The sequence below is a fragment of the Bradyrhizobium sp. USDA 4503 genome (assembly GCF_054055815.1).
This window is the reverse complement of sequence record NZ_JBSRXS010000001.1, coordinates 4,095,458-4,107,102: the sequence shown is the minus strand read 5'-3', so window position 1 is coordinate 4,107,102 and position 11,645 is coordinate 4,095,458. Positions and strand designations below refer to the sequence as shown.

Here is an 11,645-nt window from a genome sequence, read left to right as displayed (position 1 = left end):
CATGTATTCGTTGAATTAAACTATCCCCACCTTATCGGTGTTTCAGGGTATGAACGGCATCACGATGTGGCGAGAATGACATCCCGACCACATCTCAGGATATGTGCACCAAACGTGCCAGATTGAAGGTAGGAAACTTTAAGGCAAACAATGGCGAAGCAAGGGCAGAGCGATTCCGGCAGGGAAACTACGGGCCTCGGGAGCAAGGGTCTCGAAGGGCTCACCACGGCCGCCAATCAAGCTGCGACATCGGGTTCGGCCGGACGCAAGGGTCTGCCGCCGGTTCACCTGTGGAATCCGCCATTCTGCGGCGATCTCGACATGCGAATCGCGCCTGACGGCACCTGGTTCTACATGGGAACGCCGATCGGCCGCCCCGCGCTGGTGCGGTTGTTCTCCACGATCCTGAAGCGCGAGGACGGCAAGCACTTTCTCGTGACACCGGTGGAGAAGGTCGGCATCCGCGTCGATGACGCGCCGTTCCTTGCCGTGGAAATGCAGGCCGGGGAAGACGCGCGCGGCCGCCTGCTCAGGTTCCGCACCAATGTCGACGATTGGGTCGATTGCGAGAAAGGCCACGGCCTCAGATTCGAGGCGGCCGAGGACGGCGGATTGACGCCCTATCTGCACGTCCGCGCCGATTTGTGGGCCAAGGTCACCCGCGCGCTCTATTACGATCTGGTTGACATGGGCGAGCAGCGGATGGTCGATGGTCAGGAGATGTTCGGCATCGAGTCCGGCGGCGAGTTCTTCGCGATGGCCGATGCCAGTCAGGTGAGGGACGCACTTTGAACGAGCCGTTGCTGAAGGTGGAGCCGGCGACGATCAGCTCGACGGAATTCTTCGCGCGGGCCCGCACGCGGCTCACTTTCGATGTGCCGCCGGGCCTAGTCGATCCGCATATCATTCCGCGCACCGGAGATTCCGGCAACGACCGCATGCTCGAGATCGTGGCGCAGGAGCAGCCGGTGCGGCCGGCCGCGGTGCTGATCCCGGTGGTCGATCACCCCGAGCCGACCGTGCTGTTGACGCAGCGCTCGCCCAATCTGTCGAGCCATGCCGGCCAGATCTCGTTTCCCGGCGGCAAGATCGACGCCACCGACGCCTCGCCGCTCGATGCCGCGCTGCGCGAGGCCTGCGAGGAAGTCGGACTGAAGCGGGAATTCATCGACCCGGTCGGCTATCTCGACCTTTATGGCACCGCGTTCGGCTTCCGCATCCTGCCGACGGTCGCCAAGGTGAAGCCGGGATTCACGCTTGCGATCAACGAGGCGGAGGTGGTCGATGCGTTCGAGGTGCCGCTCGCCTTCCTGATGAATCCCGAGAATCATCAGATCCACACCAAGGAATTCCGCGGCATGGACCGGTCCTATTACGCGATGCCGTTCGCCGAGCGCTACATCTGGGGCGCGACCGCGGGCATCCTGCGCGTGCTGTATGAGCGGATCTATCTGTCATGATCCGCACGGTATTGACCGAGATCGGAATCTTTCTGGTCCCCTTCGCGGTCTATGCCATCTTCCTCATCGCGACGCGGTCCGGCGTGACGCTGCCGGCGTCATGGCCGCTCGACATGATCGCAAAGTTGACGCTGGTGGCGCTGGTGATGGTCATCGTGAGCTTCGTGCTGCTGGCCGAATTGACTGGCGCGCCGCCGAATTCGACCTACGTTCCAGCCCATATCGAGAACGGCAAGCTGGTGCCGGGAGTTGAGAAATGAGCGAGGTGCGCCTGTTGTCCGACGCGCCATGGCTCGCTTCCGGGCCCGCGGCGCGCGTGCTCGACCTGCTCAATGCCGACGGCGAGGAAGCGCGGGTGATCGGCGGGGCCGTGCGCAACGCCTTGATGCAGATTCCGCTCGCCGACATCGACATCGCCACCACGGCGCTATCGGAGGAGGTGATCCGCCGCGCCAAGCGGGCGGGCATCAAGAGCGTGCCGACCGGCATCGAGCACGGCACGGTGACCTTGGTCGTCGACAGCCAGCCCTTCGAGGTGACGACGCTGCGCGAGGATACCGAGACCTATGGCCGCAAGGCCAGGGTGGCGTTCGGTCGCGACTGGGTGCGTGACGCCGAGCGGCGCGACTTCACCATCAACGGCCTGTCGGTCGACGCTTCGGGCGTCGTGCACGATCACGTCGGCGGCCTCGCCGACATCGAGGCGAGGCGCGTGCGCTTCATCGGCGATCCCGCGCAGCGGATTGCCGAGGACTATCTGCGCATCCTGCGCTTCTTCCGTTTCCACGCCGCCTACGGCGCGGGCGAGGTCGATCGCGCCGGCTATCTCGCCTGCATCGGCGGGCGCGCCGGTTTGAGCGGCCTGTCGGCCGAGCGGATCCGCATGGAGATGCTCAAGCTCGTGGTCGCGAACGGCGCCGCAAGTGCAATGGTCGCGATGGGTGACGGTGGTTTGCTGCAGCCGCTGTTCGGCGGCATCGCCTATACTGGACCGTTCGCGGCTATGATCGAGATCGAGCGGCTGATGAAGCTCGCGCCGAGCGCGATGCGAAGGCTCGCCGCGCTGACGGTCGCCGTGACCGAGGACGCGCGGCGTATCGCCAGCCGGCTGCGGCTCTCCAACGCCGAGGCCAAGGCGCTCGATTCGATGGGCCATCGCTGGTGGCGCTTGCCCGGCATGGACGAGGCGCATGCCAAGCGCAGGCTGTACCGGCTCGACGAGGAGCCGTATCGCGACCGGGTGCTATTGGCCTGGGCGCGCACCGGCGCGGGCCAGGATGTCGATCAATGGCGCGCGCTCGCCACGCTGCCGGAGCGCTGGCGCGCGCCGCACTTTCCGTTGCGGGCGTCGGATTTCATCGCGCGCGGCATTGCCGAGGGACCGGCACTCGGACATGTCCTGACCCTGGCGGAGGATGCCTGGTTGGCCGCGGACTTTCCGCTGGAGCCGAAGATACTGTCTGATATCGCCGACCAGACCGCGGCCCGTTTCACCCGCGACCATCGGCTTTGAATTTCCTCTGAGTTTTCTCTGAGTTTTCTTGCCGACGTCTCGATGCCGCCGTGGTCAGCGGCGGCACGGTGACGATTGGCTGAACGACGATCGGTCGAACGTCGCATGGAGGCGATGCTGCCGGCATCTGCCAGTCAGCATCGCGCCAACTGATCTCACGCCGCCTTGCGCTTCTTCTTGCGGTCGTCTTCGTCCTCGTCGTCCTCTTCTTCCGCGTCGTCCTCGTCTTCGTCGTCTTCCTCTTCATCGTCCTCCGGATCGAGCTCGGTCGATTCGAGTGCGACAAGCGGCAAGGTTTCGCGAAACAAGTCGCCGTCCGTACCCATCCACAGGCACTCGACCTTGTCCTCGTCGATTTCGACGACCGTGATCGGATGGCCGCCGGACTTCAGCATGACAACATCGCCTGGTTTCAGTTCCATGATTTTCCCTCCGCGCTGGATGACGCGGGCGGCAGGCTAGCGACCGGTGATGAGAGCCAAATCACGGCCGGCGCCAGCTTCAATGGAATTGACGTGGAAAACGGCCGCGATGCGCTATTTGCGCGCGGCAGGAACCAGTTCGCTCAGCGAGCGGATGATGCGGTCGGGCTTGATGGTCGATCCCGGCGGCAGCCCGACACCGTGCACGTCCATCCAGATCGCATAGATGCCAAGCCGCTGTGGCGCCACGACTTCCCACTCGAGATTGTCGCCGATCATCCAGGTGTCGGATGCGGTGACGCCGAGCGCTTCCATCGCGTGCAGGTAGGCGCGCTCCTCCGGCTTGCCGAAGCCGTGCTCGCCCTCGATCTGGATGTGATCGAAGCGATGGCCGAGCGCGAAGCGTTCGACCTTGGCGCGCTGCATGTCGGCGGCGCCGTTGGTGACCAGCGCGAGCTTGATGCCGAGCGCCTTCAACGCATCGATCGCTTCATGCGCGCCGGGGAAGACGAACATCTCTTCCTCGCGATAGGCGGTGAAGCGATCGGCGATGCGGTCCGCAAGATCGTCCGGCAGCGCGCGGTGACCGGCTGCCGCGAGCGCCGCGAAGCCGCCCTTCACGGTGAGCCGCCGAGCCTCGCCGAGCTTGATCCGCCAGATCGGCTCGGCGGTCGACCAGAATTGCCGTGCATAGGCCAAGAGCGCGGTCGCGACCTGATCCGGGGGGAGGGGCGCCAGTTCCGCGGCGAACTCCGTGGTGATCGTGTTCCAGGCGATCTCGGGGCGTCCATAGGCCGACAGGATGGTGTCATCCATGTCGATCAACATCGCGCGCGGCAGGTTCATCACGGCCATTTCACCTCCGGCGGCAGCGACGACAGGATCGAATCCACATTGCCGCCGGTCTTCAGGCCGAAGATGGTGCCGCGGTCATAGAGCAGGTTGAACTCGACATAGCGGCCGCGGCGGACCAGCTGCTCGTCGCGATCCTCCGCGCTCCAGGCGGCCGCGAAATTGCGCCGCACCAGGTCGGGATAGATCTTCAGGAAGCTGCGCCCGACGTCCTGGGTGAAGGCGAGATCGGCCTCCCAGTCGCCGCTGTCGTGCCAGTCGTAGAAGATGCCGCCGATGCCGCGGGCTTCCTTGCGGTGCGGCAGGTAGAAATAGTCGTCGCACCATTTCTTGTACTTGTCGTAGTCGGCGACGCCGTTCGGCCCGCTGCACGCCTCCTTCATCGCGGCGTGGAAGGCGACCGTGTCGGGGTCCTCCTGGGTGCGCCGGCGGTTCAGCACCGGCGTCAGGTCGGCGCCGCCGCCGAACCACGCCTTGGTGGTGACGACGAAGCGGGTGTTCATGTGCACGGCGGGTACATTCGGATTGCGCAGATGCGCGATCAGTGAAATGCCCGATGCCCAAAATCGCGGATCGTCGGCGGCACCTGGAATTTGCGCGCGGAATTCGGGGGCGAATTCGCCGTGCACGGTCGAGCAGTGCACGCCGACCTTTTCGAACAGCCGGCCCTTCATGATCGACATCACGCCGCCGCCGCCCGGCTTGCCGGTGTGGTCGGTGCGGTCCCAGGGGGTCCGCGCGAACCGGCCGGCGGCGCCGGGATAAAGCGTGGACGGGGCGTCGTCCTCGAGCTTCTCGAAGGCGGCGCAGATGTCGTTGCGTAGCGCCTCGAACCAGCCGCGCGCACGCGCCTTGCGGTCCTCGATGATGGCGGGATCTGTTGGCAGCATGACTAACCTTGCGGGCCGAAATAGGTGCAGCTTTCGTTGCAGCTGTCGCGATGGACGCTGACGCGGGTCAGCTTGCCTGCGTGTTGCAAGCGCTCCCAGATGAAGCGCGACAGATTCTCCAGCGTCGGCACGCCGATCGCCTCAATCTTGTTCAGGAACTTATGGTCGAGCGTCTTCTGCACCTCGGCCATGGCGCGTTCGAGGAGGCCGAGATCGACCACCATACCGGTCGCGGGGTCGGGCGTGCCGCGGACGGTAACTTCGGCTCGAAAGGAGTGGCCGTGAATCTCCTCGCTGGCGGCGCCAAAGGTCGTTCCGGACAGCGCATGCGCAGCCTCGAACCGAAACGCTTTCGTCAATTCCCACATCTCGTTCAACAATCCGATTCTGTTAGTTCATCTAATGCCGAGCGACTTGTGCGTCTGCACGCTAAGGCGCCATTGCGGGTGCTTCAGGCAATAGGCGATCGCCCGCTCGGTATTCTCGATCACGTCGGGGCCGTCCATCGGCTGCAGCGAGAAGCGCTCGAAGGCGAGGCCGGCGAAATCCTCCGGTGCGTTCTCCATTTGCGGATAAACCAGTTTGAGCTCGTGCCCCTTGCGGATCACGAGCTCGGCCGCGGCCTTGGGACTGACGCAGATCCAGTCGAGCCCGTCGGGCGGGACGATGGTGCCGTTGGTCTCGATCGCGATCGCAAAGCCGTGGCCGTGCAGGGCATCGATCAAGGCCGCGTCGACCTGCAGCAGCGGTTCGCCCCCGGTCAGGACGACGTAGCGGTCGGCCTCGCCTCCTGTCCATTGCGCGGCAATGGTGCCGGCAAGCTCTTCTGCGGTCGCATAGCGGCCGCCCAGCGTGCCGTCGGTGCCGACGAAATCGGTGTCGCAGAACTTGCAGACCGCGCCGGCGCGGTCCTGCTCGCGGCCGCTCCAGAGGTTGCAGCCGGCGAAGCGGCAGAACACGGAGGCCCGGCCCGCATGGGCGCCTTCGCCCTGCAGGGTGAGAAAGATCTCCTTGACCGCGTAGCTCACCAAAAATCCCTTAAGTTGCCGAACCGGCAATTCCCGAACCGGCGATTCCTGAACCGGTCTGCCGCAGCGCCTCGCCGACGGCCATGGCCGCCGTGACGGCAACATTGAGCGAACGCATGGTCGGCCGGATCGGAATCACCAGCCGCGCATCCGCAGCGGCCACCACCGCGTCGGTCACCCCTGCCGTCTCGCGCCCGAACAGCAGGACATCGGAGGCCGTATACGCGAAATCAAGATAGGATTTCGCCGCCTTGGTCGTGAACAGCACCAGCCGGCATCCGGCCTCGGCCCGCCATTCCTCGAATTTCGACCATGAGTCGTGACGCTTCAACCGCACATGGTCGAGATAGTCCATACCCGCCCGGCGGAAATTCCGGTCCGAGGTGTCGAATCCCGCCGGTTCGATGATATGGGCTGCCACGTCCAGGCAAGCGCAGAGGCGCAGAATCGTCCCTGTATTCTGGGGGATGTCGGGCTGGAACAGCGCGATCTGCATGGTGCGGGCGGCCCGTGAAATCCGGATGAAATTGTCTCAATAAAACATCGCTCGGCGCGGATTTCGTGCATTGCACGTGTGCGAGCCGATAGCGGGCTTGCGCTCGTCCGGCAAGGGTGCCAATAGAACGATTCTGGACTGCTGTTCCGCCATTTGGGGTGGGGAATAGCGGTTTTCTGCCGCCGCGGGGGCCGCGGGCGCCGGCAGCCTTTCTTGGGGCGCGTCCTGCGTCTCCAGGGCGGTTCCACCGGCTGCAGAAAAGAAAGGGCTAGGAATCGTGACGACAGCGTCTTCGGCGGACCATCCGACACGCCGTGATTTTCTCTTTGTTGCAACCGGAGCAGCCGCCGCGGTCGGCGCAGCCGCCACCGTCTGGCCGCTGGTTGCGCAGATGAACCCGGATGCCGCGACGATCGCGGCCGGCGCGCCGATCGAGGTCGATCTGACGCCGATCGCCGAGGGCCAGGACATCAAGGTCTTCTGGCGCGGCAAGCCGATCTACATCAGCCATCGCACCAAGAAGCAGATCCAGGAGGCCCAGAGCGTGGCGCTCTCGAGCCTGCCCGATCCGCAGCCCGACTCGGCCCGCGTCAAGGCCGGCCACGACCAGTGGCTGGTTGTGATCGGCATCTGCACCCATCTCGGCTGCATCCCGATCGCCCATGAAGGCAATTACGACGGCTTCTTCTGCCCCTGCCACGGCTCGCAGTACGACTCCTCCGGTCGTATCCGCCAGGGGCCGGCGCCCGCCAACCTGGCGGTGCCGCCTTACGCCTTCCTTTCCGACACCAAAATCCAGATCGGCTAAGTCCCGGCCCCTCCGGGATTTCAGCTTCCACTTGGACCCATCGCGTCGTTTTTCTTCTTCAGGATCGCATCAATGAGCGGACCATCTGATTTCCAACCGAGCAACCCCGCCTTGAAGTGGATCGAACGGCGCCTTCCGATCTTCGGCCTGATCCACTCCTCGTTCGTGGCCTATCCGACGCCGCGCAACCTGAACTACTGGTGGACCTTCGGCGCCATCCTTTCGATGATGCTGGCGCTGCAGATCCTGACCGGCGTGATCCTGGCGATGCACTACACGCCGCACGCCGACCTCGCCTTCAAGTCGGTCGAACTGATCGTCCGCGACGTCAATTACGGCTGGCTGCTGCGCAACATGCATGCCTGCGGCGCGTCGATGTTCTTCTTCGCCGTCTACATCCATATGTTCCGCGGCCTCTATTACGGGTCGTACAAGGAGCCGCGCGAGGTGCTGTGGATCCTCGGCGTCATCATCTACCTCCTGATGATGGCGACGGGCTTCATGGGATACGTGCTGCCATGGGGCCAGATGAGCTTCTGGGGCGCCACCGTCATCACCAATCTGTTCTCGGCCGTGCCCTATTTCGGCGAGAGCATCGTGACCCTGCTGTGGGGCGGCTATTCGGTCGGCAACCCGACGCTGAACCGCTTCTTCTCGCTGCACTATCTGCTTCCGTTCGTGATCGCCGGCGTGGTCGTGCTGCACGTCTGGGCGCTGCACGTCGCGGGTCAGAACAACCCGGCCGGCGTCGAGGCTAAGACCGAGAAGGACACCGTTGCGTTCACGCCGTATGCGACGATCAAGGACATGTTCGGCGTGTCCTGCTTCCTGATCTTCTTCGCCTGGTTCATCTTCTACATGCCGAACTATCTCGGCGACGCCGACAACTACATCCCGGCGAACCCGGGCGTGACGCCGGCGCACATCGTGCCTGAATGGTACTACCTGCCATTCTACGCGATCCTGCGTTCGATCCCGAACAAGCTCGCCGGCGTCGTGGCGATGTTCTCGGCGATCATCATCCTGTGCTTCCTGCCCTGGCTCGACAGCGCACGGACCCGTTCGTCGAAGTATCGCCCGCTGGCCAAGCAGTTCTTCTGGATCTTCGTGGTGGTCTGCATCCTGCTCGGTTACCTCGGCTCGCAGCCGCCGGAAGGCATCTATGTGATCGCCGGCCGCATCCTGACGGTCTGCTACTTCGCCTACTTCCTGATTGTGCTGCCGCTGCTCGCCCGCATCGAGACGCCGCGTCCGGTGCCGAACTCGATCGCCGACGACGTGCTGGCGAAGAGCAAGGGAAGGGCCGCGACCGCGGCCTCTGTGATGCTCGCGATGGTCGTGGCCGGCAGCCTGCTCGTCGGCGGCACCCAGAACGCCAAGGCCGAGGAGGGTGGCAACGCGCCGCCGGCCCAGAAGTGGTCGTTCTCCGGTCCTTTCGGCACCTATGACCGTGGCTCGCTGCAGCGCGGCTTGAAGGTCTACAAGGAAGTCTGTGCGGCCTGTCACGGCCTGTCCTATGTCGCGTTCCGCAACCTCGCCGATCCCGGCGGTCCCGGCTATTCGCCGGCGCAGGCGGCGGCCTTCGCGTCCGAGTACAAGATCAAGGACGGTCCGAACGACCAGGGCGAGATGTTCGAGCGTCCGGGCCGCCCGGCGGATTACTTCCCGTCGCCGTTCCCGAACGAGCAGGCCGCGCGCGCGGCTAATGGCGGCGCGGCGCCGCCCGACCTCTCGCTGATCACCAAGGCGCGGTCCTACAAGCGCGGCTTCCCGCAGTTCGCGATCGACTTCTTCACCCAGTACCAGGAGCAGGGACCCGACTACGTCGACGCCATCCTGCAGGGCTTCGAGGACAAGGCTCCGGCGGGCGTCACGATCCCGGAGGGCTCGTACTACAACAAGTACTTCCCCGGCCACGCCATCAAAATGCCGAAGCCGCTGTCCGACGGTCAGGTGACCTTCGACGACGGTTCGCCGGCGACGGTCAAGCAGTACGCGCATGACGTCACCACGTTCCTGATGTGGGCGGCCGAGCCGCACATGGAGGAGCGCAAGCGGATCGGCATGCAGGTGTTCTTCTTCCTGGTCGTCTTCGCCTTCCTGATGTACTTCACCAAGCGCAAGGTCTGGGCCAACGCCCACTGATCTCGGGTACGGTATAGCGAGTTTGAGAAAGCCCCCCTTCGGGGGCTTTTTTGTTTGCAATCTCTCCGTCATTCCGGGGTGACGGGGTAGCATCGAACCCGGAATGACAGTGTCGTCAATTGCGTCGGCCGCCGAGTGCGGACAAGATGCCGGCCAATCAGCCGGCAAACATTGCGGAGGAACTCATGGGTACCAGCATCAGCTTCAAGCGTCCGGACGGCAAGGATGCGTCGGGCTATCTCGCCAATGCGGCGCGCGGCAACGCACCCGGCGTCGTCGTGATCCAGGAATGGTGGGGCCTGTCGGACCAGATCAAGGGCCTGTGCGACCGCTTCGCGGTGGCCGGCTTCGATGCGCTGGCGCCCGATCTCTACAAGGGCAAGGTGGTGCCGTATCACGACACCGATGCCGCGGGCAAAGAGATGAACTCGCTCGACTTCATGGACGCCACCACGCAGACGGTGCGCGGCGCCGCGCAGTATCTCGCCAAGAACGGCGCCAAGGTCGGCCTGACCGGCTTCTGTCTCGGCGGCGCGGTGACCATCATCGGCTCGGTGCATGTGCCGGAACTAACTGCGGGCGTCGTGTTCTACGGCATTCCGCCGGAGCAGGCCGCCAAGCCCGCCGACGTCAGGATTCCGCTGCAGGCGCATTTCGCCAACAAGGACGATTGGTGCACGCCGGAGCTCGTCAGCAATTTCGAGAAGGCGATGAAGGCCGCCGGCAAATCGCTCGAGCTGTTCCGCTATGACGCCGAGCACGCCTTCGTCAACGAGCAGCGCCAGTCGGTGCACGACCGCGAGGCCGCCGAACTCGCCTGGGGCCGCGCCACGGACTTCTTCAAGAAGCACCTGGGGTAAGGCGATTGCCAAAACCACCGGCGTCGTCCCGGCGAAGGCCGGGACCCATACGCCGTGGCTTTTGCAATGGGCACGCTGGCAGTCATCTCGCCAAATAACTAGGCCCTGTGGTTATGGGTCCCTGCTCCCATGCGCAATTGCGCACTAGGCAGGGACGACGGCGAGATCTAACTCTCCGCCTTCACCCCGTCCCACCACGGGCAGGTGCCCGACATCAGCTTGAAATTACCTTCCATCACCTGCACCGGTGCGCGCTTGCCCTCGGCGGCGGCGCGCATCCGCATCTCGCGCGCGACGGCGCGGTCCTCCGGCGACAGCCAGACCCGCTCGTGGCCCCACAGGCTCGGGCCGTCATGCATCTCGAACGGTGTCCAGTTCACCGGATCGATCTCGCGGCCGCCCCAGCCGCACTCGACCATGAAGGCGGACGGCGATTTGGCGTAGAACGACGTCATCAGGTCGTTGGTGTGGCGGCCGAGCGTGACGTTGACGCGGTCTTCCTGCTGCGCGACGTCATAGGCTTGGCCGACATCGTCGAGCGAGAACAGCTCGACCATCAGATGATGCATGCCGTTCGTGCCGGTCTCGATCAGCGCCAGCGAGTGGTGGCGGGCATTGACGTGGAAGAAATAGGCGCGGAACGGTTTTTCGATGTAGTCGCTGAGGCCGAAGCCAAGCACGTCGACATAGAAGCTCATCACCGGCGCGATGTGCTCGACCGTCAGCACGGCGTGGCCGAGGCCGAGCGGCCCGGTGCGGAAGCCGGAGATCGAGCGGCCCGGCCTGAACGGCGTGTCGTCGATCTCGGCGCCATGAAACGCCTCGAGGCGGTTGCCGGCGGGATCCCGAAACGAGATCAGGCCGCGCACCCGCCTGCTATCTGCGAGCGCCAGCGGCTCTGATGTCACGGTGACGCCGGCGCGCTCCAGCCGTGCCGCCAGCGCATCGAGGGCCGCACTGTCAGCTACCTCCCAGCCGAAGAACCGGGTGCCTTCGCCCTGCGCGCGGTCGATCACGATGCGCTGCTTGCGGTCGTCCATCCGGAACGCGAGCAGCGAATTGCCGCGTTCGACCGCCTGCAGCCCGACGAGGCCAGTGCCGAACCGCCGCCAGTCGTCGAGCGCGTCGGAGCCGAAGCCGGCATATCCGAGACCCAAAATCGCCATCTGCG

Annotated in this window: 14 protein-coding genes; 7 read left to right on the top strand and 7 right to left on the bottom strand. The window is 64.7% G+C overall.

The features are described 5' to 3' along the window. Positions 1-150 precede the first annotated feature (150 nt). The 4 genes from ACVMIH_RS19960 to ACVMIH_RS19945 are packed head-to-tail and all read left to right on the top strand — an operon-like array spanning position 151 to position 2,973. Positions 151-792: a DUF1285 domain-containing protein gene (locus ACVMIH_RS19960; protein WP_057016979.1), complete on the top strand. Its 642-nt coding sequence runs from the start codon at positions 151-153 to the stop codon at positions 790-792. Positions 793-824: 32 nt separating this feature from the next. Next, a complete protein-coding gene (locus ACVMIH_RS19955; RefSeq protein WP_371852161.1) occupies positions 825-1,460 on the top strand; it encodes a CoA pyrophosphatase in 636 nt (211 codons plus the stop codon). Continuing rightward, positions 1,457-1,720, top strand: coding sequence for a DUF6111 family protein (locus ACVMIH_RS19950; RefSeq protein ID WP_028333189.1), 264 nt, complete (start codon positions 1,457-1,459; stop codon positions 1,718-1,720). Before ACVMIH_RS19955 ends, ACVMIH_RS19950 begins: the two co-directional genes overlap by 4 nt. Next, complete coding sequence (locus tag ACVMIH_RS19945) at positions 1,717-2,973, top strand: CCA tRNA nucleotidyltransferase (RefSeq protein ID WP_253625570.1); 1,257 nt, start codon at positions 1,717-1,719, stop codon at positions 2,971-2,973. Before ACVMIH_RS19950 ends, ACVMIH_RS19945 begins: the two co-directional genes overlap by 4 nt. A gap of 155 nt (positions 2,974-3,128) precedes the next feature. On the opposite strand, the gene ACVMIH_RS19940 is transcribed toward ACVMIH_RS19945, so the two are convergent. The 6 genes from ACVMIH_RS19940 to ACVMIH_RS19915 all read right to left on the bottom strand — a co-directional run bounded on the left by ACVMIH_RS19940 (position 3,129) and on the right by ACVMIH_RS19915 (position 6,661). Beyond that, a complete protein-coding gene (locus tag ACVMIH_RS19940) occupies positions 3,129-3,368 on the bottom strand; it encodes a DUF2158 domain-containing protein (RefSeq protein WP_229191608.1) in 240 nt (79 codons plus the stop codon). Positions 3,369-3,509: 141 nt separating this feature from the next. Beyond that, positions 3,510-4,250, bottom strand: a complete 741-nt coding sequence (locus ACVMIH_RS19935) for an HAD family hydrolase (RefSeq protein WP_028338635.1) — start codon at positions 4,248-4,250, stop codon at positions 3,510-3,512. Further along, a complete protein-coding gene (gene hemF, locus ACVMIH_RS19930) occupies positions 4,241-5,137 on the bottom strand; it encodes an oxygen-dependent coproporphyrinogen oxidase (RefSeq protein ID WP_200844447.1) in 897 nt (298 codons plus the stop codon). Before hemF ends, ACVMIH_RS19935 begins: the two co-directional genes overlap by 10 nt. Positions 5,138-5,139: 2 nt before the next feature. After that, positions 5,140-5,505, bottom strand: a complete 366-nt coding sequence (locus ACVMIH_RS19925) for a 6-pyruvoyl trahydropterin synthase family protein (RefSeq protein ID WP_076830472.1) — start codon at positions 5,503-5,505, stop codon at positions 5,140-5,142. Between the two features lie 27 nt (positions 5,506-5,532). Further along, positions 5,533-6,165: a 7-carboxy-7-deazaguanine synthase gene (queE, locus tag ACVMIH_RS19920; RefSeq protein ID WP_076830475.1), complete on the bottom strand. Its 633-nt coding sequence runs from the start codon at positions 6,163-6,165 to the stop codon at positions 5,533-5,535. Between the two features lie 10 nt (positions 6,166-6,175). Continuing rightward, complete coding sequence (locus tag ACVMIH_RS19915) at positions 6,176-6,661, bottom strand: tRNA (cytidine(34)-2'-O)-methyltransferase (RefSeq protein WP_456863088.1); 486 nt, start codon at positions 6,659-6,661, stop codon at positions 6,176-6,178. A 277-nt stretch (positions 6,662-6,938) separates the two neighbouring features. Here ACVMIH_RS19915 and petA point away from each other — a divergent pair, with 277 nt between their 5' ends. The 3 genes from petA (at position 6,939) to ACVMIH_RS19900 (ending at position 10,474) form a co-directional block, all read left to right on the top strand. Beyond that, entirely contained in the window at positions 6,939-7,469 is a 531-nt protein-coding gene (petA, locus tag ACVMIH_RS19910) for a ubiquinol-cytochrome c reductase iron-sulfur subunit (RefSeq protein WP_016839713.1), read from the top strand. A gap of 72 nt (positions 7,470-7,541) precedes the next feature. After that, a complete protein-coding gene (locus ACVMIH_RS19905; protein ID WP_026193258.1) occupies positions 7,542-9,614 on the top strand; it encodes a cytochrome c1 in 2,073 nt (690 codons plus the stop codon). A 185-nt stretch (positions 9,615-9,799) separates the two neighbouring features. Further along, positions 9,800-10,474, top strand: coding sequence for a dienelactone hydrolase family protein (locus tag ACVMIH_RS19900; RefSeq protein ID WP_057017022.1), 675 nt, complete (start codon positions 9,800-9,802; stop codon positions 10,472-10,474). A gap of 167 nt (positions 10,475-10,641) precedes the next feature. Here ACVMIH_RS19900 and ACVMIH_RS19895 read toward each other — a convergent pair whose 3' ends face one another. Continuing rightward, positions 10,642-11,640: a VOC family protein gene (locus tag ACVMIH_RS19895; protein ID WP_456782432.1), complete on the bottom strand. Its 999-nt coding sequence runs from the start codon at positions 11,638-11,640 to the stop codon at positions 10,642-10,644. Positions 11,641-11,645: the final 5 nt, after the last annotated feature.